The organism is Leptothrix mechoopdaensis (SeqCode) (assembly GCF_053893855.1).
Genome location: NZ_CM132699.1, coordinates 3,463,446 through 3,487,785, shown reverse-complemented (window position 1 = coordinate 3,487,785; position 24,340 = coordinate 3,463,446). Strand labels below are relative to the sequence as shown.

The following is a 24,340-nucleotide window of genomic DNA, read 5'->3' as shown; positions in this document are numbered from 1 at the left end:
AGCAAGCCATGACCCATGAACTGAGCCGGGAGCCGGGTGTCGGCGTCGTCTACTTCGGCAACGAGTGGTATGCCGAGAACCGCACCAGCAGCCACCACATCGCCCGCCGCCTGGGCGCGCAGGTGCCGGTGCTGTATGTCGATTCACCGGGCATGCGCCCACCCAAGGCCAGCGGCCGCGACCTGTCGCGGCTGTGGCGCAAGCTGGCGCAGACGCTGCGTCGGCCGGTCCAGGTCAGCGACGGCCTGTGGCATTGCACGGTGCCGCAACTGCCGTGGCGGCGCGTGCCGGGCGTCGCCTGGCTGAGCCGCCACTTCGGTGCCTGGGCGGTGCGCCGCGCGATGCGCCATGCCGGCATCACCCGGCCGATCCTGTGGTTCGTCGTGCCGCATCCGGCGCAGATGCTGGCGGCGGTGCCGCACGAGCTGGCGGTCTACTACTGCATCGACGACTACGCCGCGCATCCGGGCGTGGACGTCGAGCGCATCGCCGCGTGCGACGACCTGCTGACGCGCCAGTGCGACCTCGTCTTCGTCGCGCCGCCCAACCTCGTCGCGGCCAAGCAGGCGATCAATCCGCAGACCACGTTCTCGCCGCACGGCGTCGACGTCGAGCTGTTCGCCCGCGCCCGCGCCGCCGCCACCGTCGTGCCGCCGCAGGCCGCGCGGCTGAAGGAGGGCCAGGCGCCGGTGATTGGCTACTTCGGCCTGATCGCCGCCTGGACCGACATCGAGCTGATCGAGTGGCTGGCGCAGCAGCGCCCGCAATGGCAGTGGCTGCTGGTGGGCCATCCGCATGTCGACGTCAGCGCGCTGGCGCGCCTGCCCAACGTCACGATGGTCGGGCCGCAGCCCTACGAGAGCCTGCCCGGCTGGGCCAAGGCCTTCGACGTGGCGATCATTCCGTACCGCCTGAACCGGCAGGTGCTCAACGCCAACCCGCTGAAGCTGCGCGAGTACCTGGCCACCGGCAAGCCGGTGGTGACCGTGCACACGCCCGAGGTCGAGCGCTTCGGCGAGGTCGTGCGCATCGCCGATGGCCGCGAGTCCTACCTGGCCCAGATCGAGGCTGCGCTGGCCGAGGGCCGGGGGCCCGATGCCGACGCGCGGGCCGCCGCGCGCATGGCCGCCGTCAAGGACATGAGCTGGGAAGCACGTGTGCGCGCCACGCTCGACCGGGTCCTGCAGGCCTGGCGTGCGCGTCCGGCTCCCGTCGCCCGCCGCTGAGACCTGCCGATGTTCAGTCCCTTCCAGCCCTTCCTCTACCTGCTGGCCTACCTGGCCGTGCTGTACGTGCGTCCGCACGAATACCTGCCGAGCTTCCAGGGCGTGCCGGTGCTGCCGGTGCTGCTGGTCGGCGCGGCGGTGTTCTGGCTGCTGCGCCAGAGCAAGGACCTCGGCGCGCCGCAGTTCCGGCTGCTGCCGCTGCAGATGCTGCTGATGAGCCTGTCGCTGTTGCTGGTCGGCTGGGGCGGTGGTGCGGTCACCGTGCTGACCGAGTTCTCGCCGGTCGTGATCCTGTTCTTCATGCTCGCGACCTCGCTGGACCGCGAGGCCAAGTTCAAGGCCGTGTTCGGCCTGCTGGTGCTGGCCTCCGTGCTGATGAGCCTGCACGGTGCCGACCAGATGGCCAACGCGGGCATCGGCTGGACCGGCGCCAAGACGATCGACGAGCGCATCACCTACCTGGGCTTCCTGAACGATCCGAACGACCTGGCGATGTCGATGCTGATGTCGCTGCCGATGGCGATGTACCTGGGCGGCGGCGGCACCGGCTTCCTGCTGCGCTGGTTCTGGCGCGCCATGGCCGGCGTGATCGTCTACGGCGTGTTCCTGACCAACTCGCGCGGTGCCCTGCTGGCACTGGGCGGCATCCTGTTCGCGTACTTCGTGTGGCGCTACGGTCTCAAGCGCGGCCTGATGCTGCTGCCGGTGCTGGGCCTGGGCCTGATCGCCGCCGCGCCGGGTCGTCTGGCCAACATGTCGGCCGACGAGGAGTCCGCCGCCGGCCGCATCGACGCCTGGTACGAGGGCTTCCAGATGCTGCGCTCGAACCCGCTGTTCGGCATCGGCAAGGGCCTGTTCACCGAACACAACCTGCTGACCGCGCACAACTCCTTCATGCTGGCGCTGGCCGAGCTGGGCGTGGTGGGCTACTTCGTCTGGTTCTCGGGCGTGCTGCTGACGCTGATCATGCTGCTGCGGGTGGTGCGCCACTGGCCCGTCGACCTGCCGAAGGCCGAACCGCCGGTCGACCGCACGATGGACGTGGCGCCGGCCAGCGCGATGCTGCCGGTCGACGAGGCCGCCGAGGCCGCCACCGCAGCCGTTCACGCGCGCCGGCAGGTCTGGCAGGAGACCCAGCGCCTGGCGCGCGCGCTGCTCTACAGCTATGTCGCCGTGCTGGTGTGCTGCTTCTTCCTGTCGCGCACCTACGTGGTCGTGGTCTACGTCGAGATGGCGCTGATCGTCGCGGTCTACCAGCTGGCGCGGCATCGCGAGCCGGACCTCTCGCCGGTGCGCTTCGGCGACCTGTGGCAGCGCCTGCTGGCCGCCACGCTGGCCAGCATCCTGCTTCTCTACACCGCCACGCGCCTGCTGATGTGACGGGCCGTCCGCCCGCGCCTCGCACCCTGGTCCCGACCCGAACTTCCGACCCCCTCCGCTGCCCATGCCTTCCCTGAAGACGCTGCTCGCCAAGCTCCTGCTGCCCGGCCGCGTGCTCTACCGCCTGCCCTCGCCCGACACCGTCTACCTGACCTTCGACGACGGCCCGAACGCCGGCCACACCCGTGCGGTGCTGGACGTGCTCGATCGCCACGGCGCACGCGCCACCTTCTTCATGGTCGGCCGCGACGTGCATGCCCATCCCGAGCTGGTCGACGAGGTGGTGCGGCGCGGCCACCGCATCGGCAACCACTCGCTGATCCACCCGCGCATGGACCGCATGTCCGCACCGGCCCGGCGGCTCGAGATCGAGGGCCTGGACCGGGTCATGGCGGCCTGGCAACCGGCCTATGACGGCGGCTGGTTCCGGCCGCCCTACGGCTATGCGTCGTTCGGCCTGATCCGCCAGGCGCTCGGCCTGGGCCGGCGCATCGTCATGTGGACCCGCGACAGCTACGACTTCAAGTGGACCGCCGAGCAGATCGTGCAGGGCTTCGAGGCGGACCCGCCGAAGGCCGGCGACATCCTGCTGTTCCACGACGACTCGGCCGGCGCGGCACCCGCGCTGGACCGGCTGCTGCCGCAGTGGCGCGCGCAGGGCTTGCGCCTGGATGCGCTGCCGGCCAACCCGCTCTGAACCGTTGAAGGATCCAAGATGAACCGAGTCCAGCTGGGCACGCGACTGGCCGGCATCGGCGCACTGGGTGCGCTGAACCTGGCCCATGACCGCGGCCGCACGTCGATCGTGATCCTGGCCTACCACCGCGTCCTGCCCGAGGTCGACGAGGCCACCCATCCCTACGACCTCGGCCTGGTCAGCGCCACGCCGGAGGAGTTCGACTGGCAGATGGCACTGGTGCGGCGCGAGTACGACCCGATCTCGCTGTCCGACCTGGGCCTGTACCTCCGTGGCCGAAAGAAGCTGCCGCGCCGGCCGGTCATCGTCACCTTCGACGACGGCTATGCCGACAACTACCAGCACGCCTATCCGATCCTGAAGAAACACGGCATCCCGGCAACGGTCTTCATCGCCACCGGCTACATCGGCGGCGACGAGCCGTTCTGGCACGACGCCGCGCCCAACGTGGTGCTGCGCGCCCGCGAAGGCGTGATCCCGACGCTGGACGGCGAGCTCGAACTGCGCCCGGACGACAGCCGCGCGCAGCGCCGCGCCGCCGGCGGCCGGCTGCTGGGCTACCTCAAGCGCCGCCCGCATGCCGAGCTGATGGCGACGGTGCGGCGGCTGCGCGAGGAACACGCCGCCTCGCTGCGGGCCGAGGACCAGGCGCTGGTGCGCACGATGAGCTGGGACCAGATCCGCGAGATGGCCGACGGCGGCATCGAGTTCGGCTCGCACACCGTCAACCACGCGCTGATCGCCCGGCTCGATGCCGACGAGCTGCGCTTCGAGCTGGAGGCTTCGCGCCGCGAGATCGAGAACCAGCTGCAGCGGCCCTGCCTGTCGATCGCCTACCCGGCCGGACGGGCTCATGCGGTGAGCCAGGAGGCGCTGGTGCAGGTCGCCTTGAGCGGCTATTCGATCGGCGCGGCCTACGACGCCGGCACCAACTGGGGCGGTGCCGTCCACCCGCTGGGCCTGCTGCGCCAGTCGATCGAACGCGACACCACGCGCGACTACTTCCGCGCCATGCTGGCGCTGCCCGAGTGGTTCAAATGAGCCGGCCGACCCGCATCGCCTTCGTCACCTCGGTCTTCCCGGTGCCGTGGGACCTGACCCGCGGCCGCCCGGTGTTCGAGACCGCCAAGGCGCTGGGCGAGATCGCCGACGTCGAGGTCTTCTTCACCACCGCCCGCTACCCGCGCCACCCGCGGCTGCAGCCGCGCGGCTACATCTACGGCACCTTCCCGCCCGACTACAGCCTGCCGGGCGTGCGCATGCAGGCCTTCGACTACCCGGCGCTGCCGCTGGTGTCGCGGCCGTTCAACGGCTGGATCGCCCAGTTCGGCCTGCGTCCGCGCCTGGCCGCGTTCGATCCGGATGTCGTGCTGGCCTACTGGATCTACCCCGAAGGCTATGCCGCGCTGCGGGTCGCGCAGGGTCTGGGCAAGCCGTGCGTGATCGGCTCGCGCGGCTCGGACATCCGCGTGCGCGACCGCATCTCCAGCCACTACACCGGCCGCGCGCTGCGAGAGGCCACCGAGGTGCTGACCGTCAGCGAGGAACTGCGCCAGCAGGCCATCGAGCGCTACGGCGCCGAGCCCGCGCGTGTCACGACCCTCGTCAACGGCTGCAACACGGCGCTGTTCCACCCGCGCGAACGCGCCGCCGTGCGCGCCGGCCTGGGCGTGCCGGACGACGCGACGCTGATCACCTACGTCGGCCGCCTCGTGCAGGCCAAGGGCGTGGACGAGCTGGTGCAGGCCTTTGCCCGCATCGCCGCCGAACGGCCGAAGACACGCCTGGCGGTGGTCGGCGACGGCGTCTACCGCGACGCGCTGGACGCGCAGATCGCCGCGCTCGGCCTGACCGACCGGGTCCACCGGCCCGGCGCGGTGCAGCCGCAGGACGTCGCGCTGTGGCTGTCGGCCTCGGACGTCATGACCTTGCCGAGCTACAGCGAGGGCTACCCGAACGTGGTCGTCGAGTCGCTGGCCAGTGGCGTGCCGGTGGTGGCGACCGACGTCGGTGGCACGCGCGAGATCGTCGATGCGGACTCGGGCGAGCTGATCCAGCCGCGCGATGTCGACGGCCTGGCCGCCGCGCTGGGCCGGGTGCTCGACGGCGTGCAGGCCGGTCATTACCCGGCCGCCGCACTGGCCGCGCGCTTCGGTCGCAGCTGGGCCGACGTGGCCCGGCAGACGCTCGCGGTCTGCGAGCGCGCGCGGGCCCGGATGCCGCAGCCGCACGGTGTTGCCGGCCGGGCGTCGACCTAGTCGTCCAGCAGGCCGTGGTTGCCCGCGACATGCACCGCCATTGCCCGTGAGCGCACCGACAGCTTGCGGTAGACGCCGCGCAGGTGCTGGTTGACGGTGTGGTGCGAGATGCCCATGCGGTCGGCGATCAGCATCAGCGGCAGACCGGCGCCGAGCAGGCTCAGCACCTCCATCTCGCGTGGCTGAAGCCCGAAACGGCTGCGGGCCTCGCTGCGGTCGACCGGGACTTCCGGCAGGCCCTGGTTGGCGACGTGCTGCACCAGCACCCGCGCGACCTGCGGGCTGATCGGCGATTCGCCGTTGTGCAGCGCCACGATGGCATCGATCAGCGCGGGCGCGCGTTCGTCCTTCAGCAGGTAGCCCGTGGCGCCGGCCTTCATGCTGCGGCCGATGTGGCGCGGGTCGCCGAAGGCGCTCAGCACCATGCTGTGGGCGGGCTGGCAATGGGTCCGGATGGCGGCGATGAGGTCGACCCCGTCGCCGTCCGGCAGGCCGAGGTCCACCAGGTAGACATCGGCCTGGTTGTCGGCGATCAGCGCCATGCCTTCGGCATGGTCACGCGCAGTTCCCGCGAGGGTGCAGAGGTTCGATGCCCGGATCAGGCCAGCGACGTGATCGCGGACCCGGGAGTCGTCTTCGATGATGGCAACGGAAACTGACATGTCTGATATCTGACTTCTATTGTGGACAAAAAATTGCGCGACGGACGGTCGCGCAGGGCGTGGATGGTGCCGGATCCGAGGTTATCGGACTACGGCGCGGGGACTTGAGAGGAATTTCGCCGCTTCAACGCCGCGTGGCGGCACGGTAAAGCGCCTCGTAGCGATCGGTCATGGCGTCGAGCGAGACCTCGTCGACGGCCCATTGCCGGGCCGCGCCGCCGAGCCGGGCCCGCAGCGTGGCGTCGCCCAGCAGCCGGTCGAGCGCGGCGGTCAGCGCCGGTGCATCCTGGCTGGGCACCAGCAGGCCGTTGCGGCCGTCCTGCACGATCTCGGGGTTGCCGCCGACGGCGGTGGCGACGATGGCCAGGCCGCTGCTGGCGGCTTCCAGCAGGGCAATGGAGTGGCCTTCGGACAGCGACGGCATCGCGAACACGTCGTAGGCGCCGATCACCTGCGGCACGTCCGGCCGCTCGCCGATGAAACACACCGCGTCGCCCAGGCTCAGCGACTGAGCCAGTGCCGCCAGTTCGCCACGCAGCGGACCGTCACCGATCATCGCGACGACGAGGCCCGGGTGACGCGCCTTCAGCGGTGCCACCGCCTGCAGCAGCAGCGCATGGTTCTTGACGCCGACCAGCCGGCCGACCGTGCCGATCACCAGCGCATCGGCCGGCAGGCCCAGCGCTGCGCGGGCAGCGGCCCGCTGCGCCGCATCGGCCACGTGATAACGCTGCAGCGGGATGCCGTTCATCACGACCGCCGCCTTCGAGGCCGGTACCACGCCGGTGTCGATGAACTTCTGGCTGACCTGCTGGCTCACCATCGCGACCTTCGCGGTGCGCGCGACCGACAGCCGGAACAGCTTCTCGCGCCGGTCCTTCGGGTTGCGCGCGCCCATGTTGTGGCGCGTGTTGACGATCGGCAGCGAGCGCCAGCTCGTCAGTTCGGCCAGCGCGGCGTAGTAGTTGGCGACCGGGTTGTGGGTGTGGATCAGCTCGTGGCCACCCGCCCGAACGGTGCGGCGCAGCGTCGCCAGCGTGGCCCAGTCCAGGCCCTGTCGCTTGCCGGCCTGATGGACGCGGACCCCGGTGGCAGCGAGTTCCTCGGCGAACTCGCCGCGTGTGAACAGGCACAGCACCTCGACCTGATGGCCACGTCGAAATTGTTCGGCGGCAAGGTCACAAACTACACGTTCGAGGCCGCCTCGGTCGAGTGACTCGACGATGTGGAGCAGTCGCATCACGCAGAATTCCTGATTGATCTGAGCATCGAGACGAGAGTAGACGAAGATGAGTCGAAGACTGGCCGCCCTGGGCAACGCCCTGCTGTATACGGTTGCAAACTTGGCGGAGTACGCGATCGGATTGGTGGTCAGCATCGTCATCGCGCGCACCTTGGGGCCGACCGAGTTCGGACTCTTCAGCTTCGCGATCTGGCTCAGCGGCACGCTGTTCTTCACCGGCAATCACGGCTCGTCGATGTCGGCGATCCGCTTCGTGGCCGAGGCCTGCGGCAAGGACGACCCGGCGCTGGCACGTGCCATCGCCGCACGGCTCGGCATGATCCAGCTGGCCGGCGTGCTGATCGTGCTGACCGTGCTGGCCATCGCGACGGCACTGATCCGGCCGGACCAGTGGGCCGATGCGCCGGTCGCCTTTGTCGTGCTGATCGCGGTCAGCGTGGCGGCCAAGGCCCGCTTCACCTTCCTGCATGCCAACGCACTGGGTCACCAGCGCTACGACTACGCGGCCAGCGCGCCGGTGGTGTCGGCGCTGATCTACCTGGCGGTGTCGCTGGTCGTGCAGCGCGAGAGACCCGATGCACTGGGCTTCCTGGGCGGCTATGCGCTGACCTGCGTGCTGAGCTACCTGTTCGTGGCCGTGCTGTTGCAACGGGGCGGCCTGTCGCCCAAGGCCGGCCCGATCGCGCCGGACGAACTCCGCCGCGTCATGAAGCACCTGTGGCTGACGGCGGCGATGGTCGTGCTGGGCATGGCCGCCAACCGCACGATCGAGACCTTCGTGCTGAGCGACTTCGGCACCGTGGCCGAGATCGGCTTCTTCGCCATCGCCGGCACGCTGACCAAGGGCGCCGTCGACATCCTGACCGCCGGCCTGCAGTCCACGCTGATGCCGGTCATGGCCCACGCCACCGGACGTGAAGGCCCGCGTGGCATGGCGCCGATCGTCAACACGGCGCTGCGCTACTACTGGTTCATCGGCCTGGTGGTCGCCGCCGCCGGCTTCTTCGCCTCGCGACCGGTCGTGCTGCTGGTCTACGGCGAACCCTACGCGCCGGCGATCTTCGCGGTGCAGCTGACCCTCGCGGGTGCCGGACTGGCGCTGACCTCATCGGTCGTCGGCGCCTTCCTGGCCACGCAGGACCGCCAGGACGACCGCGTCCGCACCACCGGCTGGATGCTGCTGATCAACCTGATCTGCGCCTTCGCGCTGGTGCCCTGGCTGGGCCTGATCGGCGCGTCGCTGACCTTCGCGATCACGCGGGTCGGCGGTGCCGCCGTGCAGGTCGTCTACTTCCTGCGCGGCGCGACCATCCGCATCGACCTGAAGCCCTGCATCCGCATGGGCGTGGCCTTCGCGCTGGCGACGTTGGTTGGCGCGCTGCCCTATGCGCTGCTGCCCGAACGCTGGGGCGGCCTGATCGGCGCGGTCATCGTGCTGCTGCTCGGCCTGCTGCTGACCACCGTGCTGCGGGCCTGGCAACGGGCCGACTTCCAGCTGCTGACCGCCGTGCTGGCGCGCCTGGGACTGCGCTCGGAGGCGACCCGTGCGCGCATCCAGCGGCTCGAAGACCGCTTCCACGGCGACCCGGACCCGGCCGAGGCCTGACAGGCTCATCGCGTGAGCCTGCGCCGCAACGTGCGGCCGGCTCAGCGCGCCGCCGCCGCCGCGATCACCGGCCGTCGGCCGTCGTCGTGCAGCCGCACCACGATCTCCTTCGCACCGAGCATCAGCCGGACCTCGTGCGTGCCGTCGACCGACTGCAGACCCGCCGGGCGCGCGTGGCCGTCCAGGCTGCACAGCACCAGCGCGCGGTAGTCGGGCCGCAGGCCGGCGCGCGGCTCCGTGCGTGACAGCCGCCAGACCTCGCGTTCCGTGAGTTGCCCGGCCAGGTTGACGGCCTGCCAGGGCTGGCCTTCGACCGGCATCAGGTCGTGGACCTGCAGGCTGCGCCGGCCGATGCGGCAGGTCGCCGTGCTGCCGCCGATCACCGGTTCGACCGGCAGGTGCAGCCGCCAGGTCCGCGCCATCGGCGAGCTGATGCGGTCGAACACCAGCACGCTGCGCAGGTCGTCGAGCCAGACGTAGTCGCGCCGGTAGACCGACGCCGCCGTCCAGTACGGCTGCGCATCGACCTGCACGACATGGCAGGCGCCAGCCGCCGCATCGAGCGCCTCGGCGCGCAGGATGCGCGGGTGGCCGCCCCGCTCGCTGCTGCGCTGGCCGTCGAGGGTGACGATGTTGGAGATGTCGCTCTGCGCCCGTCCGCCGGCCTCGCCGAGGATGCCGCTGCGGCCGGCCTGTTCCGGATCGGTCACCAGCCAGTCGCTGCCGACGGCCCACTGGAAGCCGGGCGCGTCCGGGTTGGCGTGGCTCCAGGCCGGGCTGCTGTCGAAGCGGTTGGCGAAGACCAGCGCGGCGCGGGCGTCATCGCGCGGTTCGAAGCCGGCCTTCGAGCGCAGGCCGATCAGGCCGGCGCCCGGCGTGGGCGCGACGAAGAGCGACGGCAGCTGCGCCGGGCTGACGCCTTCGTGGCCGCGCTGCAGGTTCCAGTAGTAGCCCGACCAGGCCCGTTCGGCACGCGGCAGCGTCTGCTCGGCATCGACCCGCAGCAGCACCTGCCGCGCCAGCGCGGCCTCGGGCGTGCCGCGTGCGGCGTGGACCAGCTGCAGCGCATGCGACCAGGTCACCGGCGTGTGCGGCGCGGTGCTGTCGCTGGCCTCCGAGCCGACCAGGAAGAACTGCTGCAGGTGCGGTCGCAGCTGATACAGCACCAGCTTGATCTGCTCGGTCCACGACACCTGGGCCTCGTCGATCAGCCGGGTGCCGAGCACGGCGTCGTGCAGGGCCATCGCCCACAGCGCATGGCTGACATAGGCGCCGTAGTAGTGGCCTTCGGACTGCACCGGGCCGTGCCAGCGCGGCGGCGTGGTCGCCTCGGCGTAGCGGCGCGCCATCTCGACGAAACGGGCGCGCCAGGTCGATGCCTGCGGGTTCCAGCCCTCGCTGGCCAGGCCGGCCACGGCATGGGCCAGGAAGCCGTTGTGCCAGTAGTTGTTGAGGGGGTTGTCGAGCGGCCAGTAGGCGCGGTTCTCGCGGTTCCAGTTCTCCAGCGTGCCGTTGACCCAGGCGGCGGCCAGGCGAAGCTGGGCCGGGCTGACACGCTCGGGCGACACGGCGAGCGCCAGGTCGATCGTCGCGGCGACGTCGAACATGCGGGCCTCGACGTGCTGGAAGCGGTCGCTGCGGCCACGGTCGCCGCCGGGTGCGTCCAGCACGATCTGCAGCGCCTCGCGCAAGGCCAGGTCGACCAGCGCGGGGCGTTCGTCGATCCAGCCGGCGACGGCCAGATGCCAGGTCGGAAGGTCGTCCAGGTCGCGGCGCCGGACCAGCGCCTCGGCGGCCAGCGACAGGAAGCCGATCGGCCGGCCGCGGTCGTTGCTGGTCGCCCCGATCGCTTCCGGATCGCGCGCCGCGCGCGAGGCCCGCAGCCGTGCCTCGTCGGGCTTGAACAGGTAGGGCCGGGCGGTGAAGCCGGTCTGGCCGGTGGCACCGGCCCGCGTCACGGTCGGTGACAGGGCGGGCAGGACAAGGCCCAGCAGCGTGCGCCGCCGCATCGGGCCGGCCTCAGCCTTGCGCCGGCACGGCGGCGCGGGCCCGGCGCACGGCGCCGATCATCATCTTGAAGCTGTGGTGATCGGGGCCGATGTCGCGCAGCGTCGAGGCGTCGACGACCTGCACCGGCGAGCCGGGATGGTCCAGGTCGTGGGCCTGCAGCGCCTCGCGGTCCAGCGTGTGGTGCAGGTGGATGCCGGGGATGCGGATGTCCGGTCGGCGCGACAGCTGCACGCCGTCCAGCGGCAGGTCCGCGCGCACGGCCTCGACCGCGCGGGCGAAGGCCGGCTCCAGCGGCGCCAGCGGCCGGGCGGCGTCGCCGGTGCGGTGGTAGCCGTCGACCAGCGGCGTCTGCGCCATGACGCTGTAGGCGCGCGCCGAGGCGAACAGGCCGAAGCGGTTGTAGAAGGCCTCGGCCAGCAGGCCCGGCGAGGCGCGCCGGACGATCTTGGCGACCGCGTTGCCGGTCGGCATGCCGAACACCGCGCGGGCCTCGATCGCATGGTCCAGCCGGGCGAACTCGAAATGGGCCGGTCGCAGCGTGTAGAGCGCGACTTCACGGGCGCCGTAGCGGGCCGGGAACATCAGCCCTTCGCGGTGCCGCTGCACGGCCGGGCGCGGCGCGCCGGTGGTCATCCCGACGTAGCAGGTGATGTGGTCCGACGCGGTCTCGCGGCTGACGCGCAGGCCCAGCGAACGGTCGACCAGCTCGGGCGTGTGCAGCGCACCGGCGGCCAGCCAGAGCCGGCGGGCGCGCCAGCGCTGGCCGCCGGCCTCGACCTCGACACCACCGGGCACACGCGTGAAACGCTCGGCCAGCGCGGGCACGACGCGCAGCCGCTGCGGCCCGCGTTCGGCCAGCAACCGGGCCAGTTCGGGGCGCGGCCGGATCGCCTTCCACGGCACGAACAGCGAAGGCTGGCCGAGCCGCTCGCGCACCGGCGTGTGCGGGTAGAAGCGGGCGAACAGCGCGCTGAACTCGTCCGCGCTGGCGTCGTTGAAATTGCGCCGCCAGCCGGTCGGGATGACGCCGTGCCAGTCGTTGCCCAGGCCCCCCTGGCCGAGGTAGGCGCACGGCACCGTGGCGCGTTCGTCGTAGTGGGCATGGCGGCCTTCGGCCGGGCCGGCCAGCACCAGCACCGACGGGCTGTGTTCCAGGCCGATCACCGCGCCCAGCGCGGCAAGGCCCGATCCGATCACGAGATCTTCGACATCCATAGACGGTTCGCGAGGTGGGTGTAGCCATACCAGCGCCAGCCGGCCAGGCGCAGCAGCAGGTCGAGCGGGCGCAGCAGGCAGGGCCACGGGCCGGTCAGGCGCATCAGGCCGGCATAGACGGCATGGGCGGTGCGTTCGGCCGGGCTGCGCCAGTCGCGCCGGACCGGCTCGAACAGCGTTCGGCGGCGGGCGTTGTCGGGGCCCCAGTCCGGCCGCGCCATGAAGGCGGCCAGGTCGGCATGGCGGGTGGCGATGTTCAGGCCGGCCGGCAGCTCGTCGAGCCGGTCGTGCATCAGGCCGACGACCAGCGCGCGGCCGTTGGGCAGCGCCAGCGCCTCGGCCTCGGCAAGGGCCTTGACGCGCGGGTATTCGTAGCAGCGGGTGCGGCCGTCGACGATCGTCGAGCTGGACGACAGGTAGACGATCTCGGCGACGCCAGCCGCCGCCAGGCGCTGCAGCAGCGCGCGGTTCTCGGCCGGATCGCGCGAGTACGACAGCACCCAGACGCGGTCGGCCGGCGTGAACGCGAAGCCGTCCAGCTCGGCATGACCGAGCGCCTGCCAGTGCGCGCCGCCATCGGCCAGGTGCGGCTTCACGGCGGCCCAGACGCGCGAGTTGCGGCCCAGCACGACCGGGCGCAGCGCGGAGGGGGAGGGCACGGGCAAGGGAGGATCCTGTTTCACTGGATGACGGCCGGCGTGCTCGCGTCGGCGGGGTAGGTGATGCGGCGGGTCTGGCCGTGCACGACGATCGTGCAGCTCAAGGTGTTGCCCGCCCGTGCGCAGCTCGAACCGGCCAGGTTGACCGCAGCGGCGGGCTTGCCGATGTCCAGCACCTTCAGGCTCCAGCCGTCGCTGGCGCTGTCGGTGTAGCTCAGCCGGAAGCCGCCGCTGTAGGTCTCGCCGGCGGTCGGGCTGGTGCGCCAGTCGCGCACCGCGGCGGTCGCGGTGGTCGGCCACAGGTTGGCCACGCGCAAGGTGTTCGCGGCGGTCGTCACGGTGGCCTGGTTGCCCGCCACGGCCGGCAGCGCGGTGGTGTTGATCTGCCAGGACTTGTCGATCGCACCGGGCGTGCTGACGTGGTCGAACACGATCAGCACGTCCGGCCCGAAGTGCAGGTAGTCGCGCCGGTACAGCGTGGCCTGCGGCCAGATCGTCGTCGCGTCGATCGCGTGGTAGTAGAAGCAGTCGAGCGCACCGGCCGTGCAGGTCGCCGCGTTCGCCGGTGCGATGGCCGCGCGCATGACCGGCGGGCTCTGCGTCTCCGTGTCGGCGTCGATGCCGGCCAGCCGGACGATGTTGGCCACCTGCGCGCCGGCCTGGTTGGCCCGGCCGGGCAGGCCCGAGGCCGAGTAGAAGCCCGGGTCGATCACGACGAACTCGCCGTTGGCGAACCACTGGAAGCCGGGCTTGTCGACGTGGTCGTGGTCGCTCGCGTTGCCCCAGCGGGCGCGGTAGCTGTAGCTCAGGCCGCTGGCGCCGGTGTCCCAGGACGAACGGATGAAGGCCTTCCCGGCGTAGCGCGGCTCGGTGTAGAGGTAGAGGTCGGGCTTGGCGCTGATCGCGCGTGGCGTGACGCCGCTGGCCTTGAGCAGGAAGTTCAGCGGCCGGTCGGCGCGGCGGTCGAAGTCGGCCCAGGCCGAGTTGGCGAGCAGGTCCTGGGCGTGGCTGGCCTCGACCGAGCCGGGCGCCAGGCCGATCATCGTCAGCATCAGTTCGCGACCGGCGTTGTTGAGCGTGCCGGTCGAGTCCTGCGCCTCGTCGCCCCATTGGTAGAGGTGGTTCCGGCCGGGCGTGATCTGGTGCATCCAGAAGTTCAGCTGCTCGGGGATCTGCGGCGTGATGCGGGCGAACAGGTCCTGCCCGGTCGCGTCGCGCCACCAGCCGAACAGCTTCCAGACCCTGCGGTGCCACTTGTCGTAGTGGCTGCCTTCCTTGCCGCCCGGTCCGGCCCAGGCCGGTGCCCGCCAGGCCGGCGCCATCACGTTGACGAACTTGCTGGCGAACAGGCGCCGGAACTCGGCCGCGCGCGGGTGGTCGCCTTCGGTCACGACACCGGCCAGCAGCGTGCCTTCGAGGTCGTTGTACCAGTAGTTGTTGTGAGGGTCGTCGAACGGCCAGGTGGTGTCGTTGTCGCTCCACATGCGGTCGACGCCACGGGCCGCGTAGTCGGACCAGCGCGCCTTCTGCGTGGCGCTGACCTGCGCATGGCACCAGTCCTGCGTCAGCAGCACGTCCTCCAGGATCTCGCCGCCGCGCAGCGAGGTGTCGCTGGCGAAGGTCGACAGGTCGGCGTCGCCCAGCACGACCGCATCGGCCAGCCGGATCGCCTCGGCGCAGTAGCGCGCGTCACCGGTCAGCGCGCCCAGCAGCGCCACCGGCCAGATGCCGACGTCGCTGTAGCCGGCCGGATCGGCCAGCCGGTTGTCGATCAGGTTGCGGAAGTCGGCGTATTCGGTCGTCGTGCTGGCCGCGCGCAGCTGCGCCAGTTTGGCCGGCGTCAGCAGGATGCGCGGGTGGGCGCCGACCGTCGCGGCCGGCAGGGCATCGACGACGCTGTCGTTCGAGCCACCGCCGCAGGCCAGCAGGATGCCCAGCCCGACGGCCGCCAGCACCAGGACGAGCCGGTGCAGCAGGCGTCGCGGCGGGCGGCCGGCCAGATCAGCCACGGGCGAGGCGCTCGAGCTGCGCCTTCAGCGCCCGCATCGTCATGTCCAGGCCTTCCTTCGTGCTGACCGCCTGACGCCAGCCGATGCGCTTGAGCGCGCCGTTGTCGTAGCGCAGCGGGCGGTACATCGAGCGCACCACGTAGGGCGTCAGGACGGCCGGCAGCTGGCCCTTGGAACGCTGGTTGTAGGCCAGCAGCTGCTTGGCGCCCCAGGCCAGCATCGCGTAGGGCATCGGGAAGACACGCAGCTTCTGGACCTCGCGGCGGTAGCGGTCGAGGTAGTGGCGGCAGGTCGGCAGGTCGTCGTCGACGGCGTTGAAGATGCCGCCCGGTTCGCCGTTCAGCGCGGCCACGGCGACCGCGTCGGCGCAGTTGTCGACATGGGTCAGCGGCAGCAGCACCGAGCCGCCCAGGCTGAAGAACCAGCCGAGCGCACGGATGCCCACGCGCGACGAGAACGGCGAGCCGCCGTCGCCGTAGATCACGCCGGGGCGGATGAAGACGTGCTCGAAGCCGTGGCGGCGCTGGTAGTCCAGCACCAGCTGTTCCTGGCGCACCTTCGAGTAGGCATAGGCGCCCTTGGCGACGCCCTGCGCCTCGGTCGGCGAGCGTTCGTCGAGCAGCGCGCCGTCGGCCAGCACCTCGGTGTTGTAGACCGCGAACGAGCTGACGACGGCAAGGCGGCGGACCTTCTGCTCGACCATCGCGTCGAGCAGGTTGCGCGTCGCCACGACGGTGTTGAGCATCATGTCGGCGGCCGCGCCGCGCGTGCCGGCGGCGGCATGCACGATCAGGTCGACGCCCTGCAGCAGCGCGACGGTGTCGGCGGGCGACAGCAGGTTGCAGGCCACGACCTCGACCTGCGCGCCGTGGTGTTCGCGCGCCAGGGCGGCGAGCTTGTCGGCGCCGCGGCCTTCGCGGATCTGGCAGCGCAGGTCCTTCTGGCCCATGGCCAGCAGGCTGCGCACGATGCGGGCGCCGAGGAAACCGCCGGCGCCGGTGACGAGGATCTTCATGCTTGGGGGGCCGTGTCCGGCGTGACGGGCGTGACGGTGGGGACGGCCGCGCTGGCGGCGATCGCCTCGACGATGCGGTCGATCGTGTCGACCGACCAGAGGATCTCGTCGTACGGGATCGGCGGCGCGCTGTCCTCGCGGATCGAGCGGTAGAAGCCGTCCAGCAGCAGGCGCATGCCCTGGAAGAAGTGGAACTCGTGGCGGCGGAAGCGGCCGACGTTGCGCTTGCCGGCGCTGGCGAAGGCCTTGGCCTGCACGAAAGCCGGGAACAGCCGGCCGAGCGCGCTGGGCTGGGTCTGGCGGGCGACCGGCACCAGCGTGCGGCCGACGAAGTCCATCGCCACCGAGTCGCGGCTGCCGAACACGCGCATCGTGTGGCCGACCGGGCGGGCATGGGCGCTGACCAGCGCGGTGGCGGTCACGTCACCGGCCTTGAGCGTCACGCGCAGCTCGTCGGGCAGCGCGTCGATGACGGGGTTGCCGACGGCAGGGCGCGAGCGGTAGGCCACGCACTGGGCCTGCGCCGGCACGTTGGGCACGACCATCGCGAGCTTGCAGACCAGGTGGTCCAGCACGTTGTGGAACAGCTTGCCGGGCAGGCGGTGGACCCAGTGGCCGGCGTCCGACAGCACGGCCACGCCGTAGTCGCCGGCCAGGTCGTAGCCGTAGGTCGCGTCGACATGCACGATGCGGCCGAGCTTGTCGGCCGCCAGCCACTCGCGCAGCTCCAGCGACGGGGCCTCGAAGTTGTAGAGGTAGTTGACGCTCAGCTTGCGGCCGGTCTCGCGCGCCACCGCGACGATGTCGCGCGTCTGCGCGCCGTCCAGCGCCACCGGCTTCTCCAGGAAGACGTGCGCGCCGGCCCGCATCGCCAGCGTGGCGAGCGCGCGGTGCGAGTCCGGCGGCGTCGCGATGTGGACGACGTCGAGCTTCTCGCGCGTGATCATCTCGATCACGTCGGAATGGGTCGCCGGGATGCCCATGCGGGCGGCCAGCTGTTCGGCCATCAGCGGCTCGCGGTCGCAGACCGCCACCACCTCCGCGCCGCCGACGGCGCGCACCTGCTCGACATGGCTGTCGGCGATCTTGCCGCAGCCCACGATGCCGATTCTCAAAGTCATCTTGGGGATCCGAGGGTTAGCCGCGTTCGGTGCGACGCCACGAGCCCGAGTACTGGCCGGTGAGGTAGCGCCAGAAGGCGACGAGGAAGGCCCCGTTGAGGGCCAGGAAGAACACGACGAGGTTGACCAGCTTCGGCAGGCGCGGGGGGCTGGGCAGGCGCTGCCACAGCGTCACGCCGCCATACAGCGCGGCCTGCGCCAGCGCCAGCGCGCCGTAGAAGGTCGAGCCCAGGAGGCCCAGCACGAGGCTGGCCAGCAGCGCCACGCCCAGCAGCTGCGGCGTGAACCAGCGCAGCACCTTGTGCGAGACATAGGTCAGGCGCGTGGCCGCGTTGGTGCGGGTCAGGTATTCGGGGTGACGGAAGAAGGCCTGGTAGTTGCCGATGCCGATGCGCACGCGGCGGCGGTACTCGTCGGCGATGTCGTCGGGCGTGTCCTCCAGTGCGACCGCATCGGCGTCGTAGACCAGCCGGTGACCGCGCGCGACGACCGCCATCGCGACGCAGAAGTCGTCGACGATGGTGTCGGCCGCCAGCGGCTCGTAGAGCTCGCGGCGGATCGCGTAGATCGCGCCGTTGGCCCCGAGCAGGCCGCCGATCGAGGCCTCGCTGCGCTTGAGCGCCTGCTCGACCCGCCAGTACACGCTGTCCTGGTTGCTGCCGCGCGCATCGAGCAGCCGCAGCTCGCCGCAGACCGCGCCCACCGTCGGGTCGCGGAAGTGGCTCACGAGACGAGCCACCACGTCCGGCTCGAACAGCGTGTTGGCATCGCTCAGCACGAGGATGTCGGCATCGGCGGCGCGCGCGACCAGGTCGTTGAGCACGCTGGCCTTGCCGCGGTTGACGCTGAACACGGCGGCATCGACGCGCGGATCGTCGATCGCGCCGAGCAGCTCGGCGGTGCGGTCCGAACTGCCGTCCGAGCCGATGTGCACGCGCAGGCGGTCGGCCGGGTACTGCTGCGTCAGCAGGTTGCGGACCCGCGCGGCGACGTGGCGTTCCTCGTTGTAGGCCGCGACGATGCAGGCCACGCGCGGGGCCTCCAGGTCATCGGTCGACAGGTCGGGGCGCGACTTCGGCATGGCCGCGACGCGGCCGCGGGTCAGCAGCAGCAGCAGGATCGGGTACAGGCCGTGGGCATAGACCACCAGCAGCCAGGCGCCCCAGAACAGCGTGGCGAGCAGCAGGTCAGGCGTCATGCAGGAAGCCCGGGCGAGGCACGACGTGGTCGCGGTACTGGTTCGGGTTGCCCGACAGGCCCTGTTCGGCGGCCTTCGCGATGTTGTACATCTCGCGGGCGTTGACGTAGTGCAGCACGTGCTTCTGGCCGTCGTTGTAGCGGCTCTCCAGGTAGCTGAACATGTCGCTGACGGGCTGGCCGAGCAGCGTGTCCATGTCGCGTTCCTGCGTGCCGTGGGTGTGGATCTTGACGAACACCCAGTCCGGCCGGCCCTCGACGTGAACGCCGGTCTCGACCCAGACGTCGACACGCTCGCGCGTCGGCGGGTTCTTGGTGGTGATGTCGCCGGCCTCGATGCGCGGAATCAGGCCGAACTTGCGCGAGCCCCACAGCAGCCCCAGCGGGCCCTGGATCAGCATCAGGTCGCCGCTGGGCTTGCCGCCCACGCGCACCCGCACGCCGTGGTCGTGCGACTTCGGGTGGCAGGGGTCGTCCTCGGCGTAGTAGACGCGGTTGATGGTGCTCGTCTGCGTGTCCGACGGTGCGCTGGGCATCGTGAAGTCGGCGTAGCAGCCCTCGTCGCGCAGCACGATCAGCTCGTTGTTGACACCGCACCAGCGGCCGTCCGGACGCGAGTTGTCGAGCGCCCAGTTGCCGTGGATGAAGGACCACATCGGCTTGCCGGTGGCCGGATCGACCGGCAGCGCGCGGTGGCGCTCGGCCAGCGTGTCGACGAAGCGGCGCAGCTTCTCGCGCAGGCCGGCCTCGGTGTCGTTGTCGTGGTGCAGGTGGACCTCGATCTCGCCGTAGCCCTGCTGGCAGAGCTTGACGATCTGGTCGATGTGCTCGGGCCGGTACTCCTCTTCCGGATAGAAGAAGGTGTGCTGCGGCGCGCGGCCGTCGGCATCGCGGTGGCCTTCGCAGAGCTTGGGGTAGTCGTCGACCCAGCGCTGCACGCGGCGGCATTCGGTGTCGTAGTCGGGCCGCTTCCAGCCGGGCTCGTAGTGGTCGACGAAGCAGAACAGCACATGGGTCGGACCCTGGCGCGCCGAGGCCGGCCGGCGCCAGCTGCCGAACACGTAGTCCTTGATCCAGATGTGCATGTTGCGGCTGCGCAGGATCGCGAACAGCAGCGCTGCCACGAGCAGGACAAGCACGCCGATGGACGTGAGGATGGGCAAGAGTGGACTCCCCTGGGGAAACAGGTCGGGACCGGCGCGACGGCTGTCGTGCGGGCCCGCCGGGATGGTCGGGATGCGGTCGTCGGACGGCTTCGGGCCGTGCGCCGCAGGCCTCCGGTTCAGACACCGGGAAGACCCGAAGAGATTCTGTCATCGCCCTGTGAAGCGACTTTTCGCGCGGCGTGAGGTCCTCCGCGCAATTGGCGCTCCAGCAGGGGTCGGGGGCTCGACAGGCGCCGCTCGTGTGCCGAAAGTCCTGCTGTCGGCCCGACCGTGCGACACCCGCACCACCCGATTCCGGGGGGGCTGTCGACTCGCTCGACGCAGTCGTCCCGGGTGTTGCTTATGCACGCTGAACCTCGGGGGGCGCTCACTAAACTGGCGGCCGATCTGAACCCGAGCTGACCGGATCCTCGGTCATCGGCCCCGTCTTCTTCCCTGTTCTCACGCCCTGAGCGGCGCCTCCTCCCTACGACGACCTGCCTGCGCGTGAACCGATTCATCAGTATCGAAACCGGAACGACTCACGCTCCCGCACATGGCGCCGGCTGGCGCAGCCGGATCGTGCCCGCCGACCGGCTGACACCGTGCGACATCGACAACTGGGCCGATCTGGTGTCGCGCGCCGCGAACCCGAATGCCTATCTGGCGCCGCAGTTCATGCTGCCGGCGATGCGCCATCTCGATGCGGGCCAGTCGCCTGCCATCCATCTGGTCGAACAGCGTGATGACGCCGGCCTGTGGCGCCTGCAGGGTCTCGTGGCCCTGCAGTCCCGCACGCCCGATCGCCATGTGCCGCTGGGCCATGCCGAGGGCTACCTGTCGCGTCACAGCTTCCTGGGCGGCGTGCTGCTGGACGGCGCTGCGCTGGCCGCTGCGGCCGCCGCGATGGTCGACGGCTGGCGCCGCGCCGGCCTGCCGGCCGTGGTGCTGCGCCTGTGCGCCGTCGACGACGCGAGCAGCCGGGCGCTGGTCGATGCGGTGCAGGCGCTCGGCCGCCGCAGCGGCACGCTCGACTCCTTCGACCGCGCCACGATGGCGCCGCCTGCGCAGACCCACGAGGCCGTCTGCGCCCGTCTGCCGTCGCAGACCAAGCGTTACCTGTCGGCGACGCGCAAGGCCGATCCGGCCCAGCGTGTCAGCCTGCGGGTGCTGCGCGGCGTGGAGATCGACGCCGACGCGATCGAGCGTCACCTCGCGCTCGAACATGCCGGCTGGAAGGGCGAGCAGGGCACCTCGATGCGCTCGCATCCGGAAGAGGAAGCGTTCTTCCGCGACCTGATGAGTGGCAGCGCGGCGGCCGACCGCGCCGTGATGGTCGAGCTGCTGCTGGGCGACCGGGTGATCCACAGCAGCAGCAACCTGATCGACGGCCGCGGCGGCTTCGCCTTCAAGGTCGGCTTCGACCCGGGCCACGCCAAGCTGTCGCCCGGCATCCTCGGCGAGATCGGCTTCCTGCTCGCGGTGCGCGAGGCCCTGCCCGGCATCGACGTGTTCGACAGCGGCTCGACCGCCGACTCCTTCATCACCGCACTCTGGCCGGATCGGCGCCGTGTCGCCACGCTCGTGCTGAGCGTGTCGCGGCGCGGCGACCTGGCCCTGCTGACGCAGGGTTGCCTGCGCAGCGCGAAGCATCAACTGGCGCAGCTGCGCCGCAAGGGAATCGATGGATCAGCCTGAACTCATCTGCACGCTCGCAGCGTGCCCGGACCTCGACGTGCTCGGGGCCCGCTGGCGCGCGGCCGAGGCGCAGGCCGAGGGTTCCTTCTTCACCTCCTGGACGTGGATCGGCGCCTGGCTCGGTGCCATGCCGGCGGCCGAGCGCCCGCCGGTCCTGACGATGACGCAGGGCGGCGAGACCGTCGCGATGGTGGTGGTCGGCCGGCGCACGCAACGCCGGCGCGGCTTCGTCATCAGCCGGCGGCTCCACCTCAATGGCGACGGCCACGAGCTGCACGACGACGTCACGATCGAATACAACGGCCTGCTGGCCCGGCGCGGCTTCGAGGCCGCCGCCCAGCAGGCGCTGGCACGCTGGCTGGTCGGCTCGGCCCCGGGCTGGGACGAGCTGGTGCTGCCGGGCTTCGTCAAGGGCTATGACCTGCTGCAGGCCGGCCTGGGCCGCGTGACGGCGCAGACGCGCACGCGGCCGGTCTTCGGCGTCGACCTCGACGCGGTGCGGGCCCACACCGGCGGCTACCTGCCGCTGCTCAAGGAGAAGCCGCGCTACCAGGTCCGCAAGTCGGGCAAGGCCTACGCCAAGCTGGGTGCCGTGACCGCGCGGGCGGCCGACAGCCTGGACGACGCGCTGGCGATGTTCGGCCGGCTGCAGGGCCTGCACCAGCCCTACTGGCAGGCGCGCGGCCAGCCCGGCGCCTTCGGCAACGACTACTCGCAGGAATTCCACCGCCGCCTGATCACGACGGCCTGGCCGCGTGGCGAGGTGCAGTTCATCGAGATCAAGGTCGGCGAGCGCACGCTCGGCGTGCTCTACAACTTCGTCTTCAACGGCGAGGTCGGCAACTACCAGAGCGGCATCGACTACACGCTGGTCGACGGCTCCGACAGCCCCGGGCTGGTCTGCCACGCCGAGGCGGTCGCGCTGTGCGCGGCGGCCGGCTACCGGGTCTACGACTTCCTGGCCGGCGAGCACCGCTACAAGCGCCAGCTCTCGACGCTGGCCGGCGAGATGCACTGGGTCGTGCTGCAGCGCCCGCGGCTGCGTTTCCGGCTGGAAGATATCGCCACCGACTGGGTTCGCCGCCGCCGTGCCCGCGCCGCCTCCCCGGCCGACGCACCGGCCGAAGACGGCCTGGCGGCCGCACGCTGACGCCGGTCAAGTCGCTGCGCGGTGCGGTGAGAAATTGCCGCAGCCCCCGGTTTTCTCCCGCCTGCCCCCCGAGCCGATGGGTCCGAGCCGGGCCGGTCGTGCGGACAATCCCGTCCATTGCTCCGGCACGCCCTCCACGTGCCTTCTTCCGATCGCCGTCATGACCGTTTCCGAACTGCCCGTCCCCGTCACGCCCGACCCCCTGGCCGTGCGGCGCGAGGCTGCGCAGCCGCTGCTGGACGCGGCGCGGTTCGAGGTCAGCGTGCTCGACCGCCCCGAGGATCTCGCCGCGCTGGCCGACGAATGGCAGGCGCTGGAGGCCCGGGTGCCCGACGCGACGCTGTTCGACACCCATGCGTTCGTCGCCAGCAGCTGGCGCCATTTCGCGACCGACGCCGACCGGCTGTTCATCGTCGTCGTGCGCCAGGCCGGCCGCCTGGTGGCGCTGGCGCCGTTGCGCATCGGCCGTGACGTGATCCACCGCATCCCCGCCCGTGTTCTCGAGTGGATCGCGATGTGGGAAGGCGATCGCCCCGGCCTGCTGACGACGCTGCCGAAGGCGCAGGCCTGGGCGCTGGTCGGCGACGAGCTGGCGCGCCAGCGCTCGCGCTGGGACCTGCTGCGGCTGCGCGAACAACCGGCCGACCTGCCGCTGCCGAAGTCGCTGCGGCGCCTGGTCCAGTCGCAGGTGGTGCCCGATTCCGAGTTCCACGCCATCCGGCTCGACCTGCCGTTCGAGCGCTACATCGAGAGCCTGCCCTCGGGCGTCCGGCAGAACTGGCGGCGCCGCTGGCGCAAGCTGTTCGAGCAGGCCCCGGTGGCGGTGGTCGACCATGTCCGGCCGACGGCCGACGAGGTCGAGGCCACGCTCGACCGCTTCGTCGCCATCGAACGCCTGAGCTGGAAGGCCGATGCCGGCATCGGCATCGGTCGCAACGAGCGTCATCGCCATTTCTATGCCGACCTGCTGAAGCGGCTGGGGCCGGCGCAGGTGTCGTTCTACTTCCTGCACCATGCGGGCGAGGACATCGGCGCCAAGCTGATCCTCACGCATGGCGAGATCGCGCATTCGCGCCACGTCACCTACGCACCCGCCCACGCGGCGCTGTCGCCCGGCGTCACGCTGCAGGCCGAGATCGTGCGCGAGCTGTGTGGCACGGGCCTGCGCGAGATGGACCTGTCGGGCATGCGGGCCTCGTCGGGCGTGACACGCCACAAGACCGACTGGTCGACCGCCCAGGTGCCCACCTGGACCCACGAACTGCAGCGCCGCCACGGCCGGCTGATGCCGGTCGTGCTGGCGCGCTCGGTCAAGCACGTGCTGAAGAAGCGCGGCCGCCTGCCGAAAACAGCCTGACGATGGACCCCGCGCCGCTCGTTCCCACCAGCCCGTCGGTGCAGCGCCTGCGCCTGCGCGACTGGCCGTCGGCGCGGCGTGTGCTGCAGGCGAGCTTTCCGGACATCGACCTGCAGGAGCTGCGCCGGGCGCTGTGTTCCAGCCCGGGCCTGACCGGCGTGGTCCGCGGTCCCGATCGCCGCGTCGTCGGCATCGTGACGCTGCGGGAGCCGGACGCGCAGACCGCCCACTGGCTGCCGGCCGACCGGCTCTGGATCGACATGCTGGCCGTCGACGCACGGCAGCGCGGCCGCCGGCTCGGCGAGCTGCTGGTCACGTGGGCCGGCAAGCAGGCCCGTGATCGCGGGCTCGACGAGATCGGGCTGACGGTCCGCCACGACAACGCCGCCGCCATCGCGCTCTACCAGCGGCTGGGCTACGCGCCCGATCCGGACCAGTCCGGACAGCGCAACGGTCGCCTGCGGCTGCTGCACCGCTTCGTTGACGCGGCCACGCCGGCCCGCGCCGCCGGCCCCGATCCGATCAACACGCGCACGCCGGTGCCGACGAAGCGACCCGTCTTCGCGCGCACCCGCGTCCGGCTCCTCCACATCCTTCTTCTCGTCATCTCCCAGCTGCAGGACTGGGGCCTGATGGAGCTGTTCACGCTCTGAGAGAACGACGGTCGACTTCTTCTTTTCCCGAGGCCAGGC

At 71.2% G+C, this 24,340-nt stretch carries 20 protein-coding genes; 10 read left to right on the top strand and 10 right to left on the bottom strand.

All coding sequences use genetic code 11. The features are described from left to right. Positions 1–8: 8 nt before the first annotated feature. From ACWA7K_RS15050 to ACWA7K_RS15030, 5 genes are all read left to right on the top strand, one after another. Entirely contained in the window at positions 9–1,226 is a 1,218-nt protein-coding gene (locus ACWA7K_RS15050; protein WP_456162211.1) for a glycosyltransferase, read from the top strand. A 9-nt stretch (positions 1,227–1,235) separates the two neighbouring features. Then, positions 1,236–2,606: an O-antigen ligase family protein gene (locus ACWA7K_RS15045; RefSeq protein WP_456162210.1), complete on the top strand. Its 1,371-nt coding sequence runs from the start codon at positions 1,236–1,238 to the stop codon at positions 2,604–2,606. Positions 2,607–2,670: 64 nt separating this feature from the next. Then, positions 2,671–3,303, top strand: a complete 633-nt coding sequence (locus ACWA7K_RS15040) for a polysaccharide deacetylase family protein (protein WP_456162209.1) — start codon at positions 2,671–2,673, stop codon at positions 3,301–3,303. Between the two features lie 18 nt (positions 3,304–3,321). Then, the gene (locus tag ACWA7K_RS15035; protein WP_456162208.1) at positions 3,322–4,344 is read left to right on the top strand and encodes a polysaccharide deacetylase family protein; all 1,023 of its coding nucleotides are present in this window, start codon (positions 3,322–3,324) and stop codon (positions 4,342–4,344) included. After that, a complete protein-coding gene (locus ACWA7K_RS15030) occupies positions 4,341–5,561 on the top strand; it encodes a glycosyltransferase (protein WP_456162207.1) in 1,221 nt (406 codons plus the stop codon). The genes ACWA7K_RS15035 and ACWA7K_RS15030 overlap by 4 nt, the downstream gene beginning before the upstream one ends. On the opposite strand, the gene ACWA7K_RS15025 is transcribed toward ACWA7K_RS15030, so the two are convergent. Next, the gene (locus ACWA7K_RS15025; RefSeq protein WP_456162206.1) at positions 5,558–6,223 is read right to left on the bottom strand and encodes a response regulator; all 666 of its coding nucleotides are present in this window, start codon (positions 6,221–6,223) and stop codon (positions 5,558–5,560) included. The two genes, ACWA7K_RS15030 and ACWA7K_RS15025, sit on opposite strands and share 4 nt — an antisense overlap. Before the next feature lie 124 nt (positions 6,224–6,347). Continuing rightward, complete coding sequence (locus ACWA7K_RS15020; RefSeq protein ID WP_456162205.1) at positions 6,348–7,463, bottom strand: glycosyltransferase; 1,116 nt, start codon at positions 7,461–7,463, stop codon at positions 6,348–6,350. 49 nt (positions 7,464–7,512) lie between these two features. On the opposite strand from ACWA7K_RS15020, the gene ACWA7K_RS15015 reads away from it, so the two are divergent. Continuing rightward, positions 7,513–9,072: an oligosaccharide flippase family protein gene (locus ACWA7K_RS15015; RefSeq protein WP_456162204.1), complete on the top strand. Its 1,560-nt coding sequence runs from the start codon at positions 7,513–7,515 to the stop codon at positions 9,070–9,072. Between the two features lie 41 nt (positions 9,073–9,113). Here the strand turns inward: ACWA7K_RS15015 and ACWA7K_RS15010 are convergent, their stop codons facing one another. From ACWA7K_RS15010 to ACWA7K_RS14975, 8 genes are read right to left on the bottom strand one after another with little or no spacing between them, the layout of a single operon-like run. Further along, complete coding sequence (locus ACWA7K_RS15010; protein ID WP_456162203.1) at positions 9,114–11,081, bottom strand: hypothetical protein; 1,968 nt, start codon at positions 11,079–11,081, stop codon at positions 9,114–9,116. A 10-nt stretch (positions 11,082–11,091) separates the two neighbouring features. Then, positions 11,092–12,297, bottom strand: coding sequence for a hypothetical protein (locus ACWA7K_RS15005; protein WP_456162202.1), 1,206 nt, complete (start codon positions 12,295–12,297; stop codon positions 11,092–11,094). Next, complete coding sequence (locus ACWA7K_RS15000; RefSeq protein ID WP_456162201.1) at positions 12,276–12,956, bottom strand: hypothetical protein; 681 nt, start codon at positions 12,954–12,956, stop codon at positions 12,276–12,278. The genes ACWA7K_RS15005 and ACWA7K_RS15000 overlap by 22 nt, the downstream gene beginning before the upstream one ends. A 20-nt stretch (positions 12,957–12,976) precedes the next feature. After that, the gene (locus tag ACWA7K_RS14995; protein ID WP_456162200.1) at positions 12,977–14,965 is read right to left on the bottom strand and encodes a hypothetical protein; all 1,989 of its coding nucleotides are present in this window, start codon (positions 14,963–14,965) and stop codon (positions 12,977–12,979) included. After that, positions 14,958–15,980 (bottom strand): NAD-dependent epimerase/dehydratase family protein, encoded by a 1,023-nt coding sequence (locus ACWA7K_RS14990; protein WP_456162199.1) that lies wholly within the window; start codon positions 15,978–15,980, stop codon positions 14,958–14,960. Before ACWA7K_RS14990 ends, ACWA7K_RS14995 begins: the two co-directional genes overlap by 8 nt. Continuing rightward, positions 15,977–17,101, bottom strand: a complete 1,125-nt coding sequence (locus tag ACWA7K_RS14985; protein ID WP_456162198.1) for a Gfo/Idh/MocA family protein — start codon at positions 17,099–17,101, stop codon at positions 15,977–15,979. Before ACWA7K_RS14985 ends, ACWA7K_RS14990 begins: the two co-directional genes overlap by 4 nt. 16 nt (positions 17,102–17,117) lie before the next feature. Beyond that, complete coding sequence (locus tag ACWA7K_RS14980; protein WP_456162197.1) at positions 17,118–18,299, bottom strand: glycosyltransferase family 2 protein; 1,182 nt, start codon at positions 18,297–18,299, stop codon at positions 17,118–17,120. Next, entirely contained in the window at positions 18,289–19,461 is a 1,173-nt protein-coding gene (locus ACWA7K_RS14975) for a hypothetical protein (RefSeq protein ID WP_456162196.1), read from the bottom strand. The genes ACWA7K_RS14980 and ACWA7K_RS14975 overlap by 11 nt, the downstream gene beginning before the upstream one ends. Positions 19,462–20,025: 564 nt before the next feature. Between ACWA7K_RS14975 and ACWA7K_RS14970 the strand changes: the two genes are divergently transcribed. The 4 genes from ACWA7K_RS14970 to ACWA7K_RS14955 all read left to right on the top strand — a co-directional run bounded on the left by ACWA7K_RS14970 (position 20,026) and on the right by ACWA7K_RS14955 (position 24,301). Further along, positions 20,026–21,141 carry a GNAT family N-acetyltransferase gene (locus ACWA7K_RS14970; protein WP_456162195.1) on the top strand — a complete coding sequence of 372 codons (1,116 nt, stop codon included), beginning with the start codon at positions 20,026–20,028 and terminating at the stop codon, positions 21,139–21,141. Continuing rightward, positions 21,128–22,291: a GNAT family N-acetyltransferase gene (locus ACWA7K_RS14965; protein WP_456162194.1), complete on the top strand. Its 1,164-nt coding sequence runs from the start codon at positions 21,128–21,130 to the stop codon at positions 22,289–22,291. The genes ACWA7K_RS14970 and ACWA7K_RS14965 overlap by 14 nt, the downstream gene beginning before the upstream one ends. 160 nt (positions 22,292–22,451) lie before the next feature. Next, positions 22,452–23,648 carry a GNAT family N-acetyltransferase gene (locus ACWA7K_RS14960; protein ID WP_456162193.1) on the top strand — a complete coding sequence of 399 codons (1,197 nt, stop codon included), beginning with the start codon at positions 22,452–22,454 and terminating at the stop codon, positions 23,646–23,648. Positions 23,649–23,650: 2 nt separating this feature from the next. Further along, a complete protein-coding gene (locus tag ACWA7K_RS14955; protein ID WP_456162191.1) occupies positions 23,651–24,301 on the top strand; it encodes a GNAT family N-acetyltransferase in 651 nt (216 codons plus the stop codon). The last annotated feature ends 39 nt before the right edge of the window (positions 24,302–24,340 follow it).

What these genes read in the sequence shown, in the direction of transcription:
- ACWA7K_RS15050 (WP_456162211.1), top strand. Translation starts at nt 9, where the DNA reads ATGACCCATGAACTGAGCCGGGAGCCGGGTGTCGGCGTCGTCTACTTC.
- ACWA7K_RS15045 (WP_456162210.1), top strand. Translation starts at nt 1,236, where the DNA reads ATGTTCAGTCCCTTCCAGCCCTTCCTCTACCTGCTGGCCTACCTGGCC.
- ACWA7K_RS15040 (WP_456162209.1), top strand. Translation starts at nt 2,671, where the DNA reads ATGCCTTCCCTGAAGACGCTGCTCGCCAAGCTCCTGCTGCCCGGCCGC.
- ACWA7K_RS15035 (WP_456162208.1), top strand. Translation starts at nt 3,322, where the DNA reads ATGAACCGAGTCCAGCTGGGCACGCGACTGGCCGGCATCGGCGCACTG.
- ACWA7K_RS15030 (WP_456162207.1), top strand. Translation starts at nt 4,341, where the DNA reads ATGAGCCGGCCGACCCGCATCGCCTTCGTCACCTCGGTCTTCCCGGTG.
- ACWA7K_RS15025 (WP_456162206.1), bottom strand. Translation starts at nt 6,223, where the DNA reads ATGTCAGTTTCCGTTGCCATCATCGAAGACGACTCCCGGGTCCGCGAT.
- ACWA7K_RS15020 (WP_456162205.1), bottom strand. Translation starts at nt 7,463, where the DNA reads ATGCGACTGCTCCACATCGTCGAGTCACTCGACCGAGGCGGCCTCGAA.
- ACWA7K_RS15015 (WP_456162204.1), top strand. Translation starts at nt 7,513, where the DNA reads ATGAGTCGAAGACTGGCCGCCCTGGGCAACGCCCTGCTGTATACGGTT.
- ACWA7K_RS15010 (WP_456162203.1), bottom strand. Translation starts at nt 11,081, where the DNA reads ATGCGGCGGCGCACGCTGCTGGGCCTTGTCCTGCCCGCCCTGTCACCG.
- ACWA7K_RS15005 (WP_456162202.1), bottom strand. Translation starts at nt 12,297, where the DNA reads ATGGATGTCGAAGATCTCGTGATCGGATCGGGCCTTGCCGCGCTGGGC.
- ACWA7K_RS14990 (WP_456162199.1), bottom strand. Translation starts at nt 15,980, where the DNA reads ATGAAGATCCTCGTCACCGGCGCCGGCGGTTTCCTCGGCGCCCGCATC.
- ACWA7K_RS14985 (WP_456162198.1), bottom strand. Translation starts at nt 17,101, where the DNA reads ATGACTTTGAGAATCGGCATCGTGGGCTGCGGCAAGATCGCCGACAGC.
- ACWA7K_RS14980 (WP_456162197.1), bottom strand. Translation starts at nt 18,299, where the DNA reads ATGACGCCTGACCTGCTGCTCGCCACGCTGTTCTGGGGCGCCTGGCTG.
- ACWA7K_RS14965 (WP_456162194.1), top strand. Translation starts at nt 21,128, where the DNA reads ATGGATCAGCCTGAACTCATCTGCACGCTCGCAGCGTGCCCGGACCTC.
- ACWA7K_RS14960 (WP_456162193.1), top strand. Translation starts at nt 22,452, where the DNA reads ATGACCGTTTCCGAACTGCCCGTCCCCGTCACGCCCGACCCCCTGGCC.
- ACWA7K_RS14955 (WP_456162191.1), top strand. Translation starts at nt 23,651, where the DNA reads ATGGACCCCGCGCCGCTCGTTCCCACCAGCCCGTCGGTGCAGCGCCTG.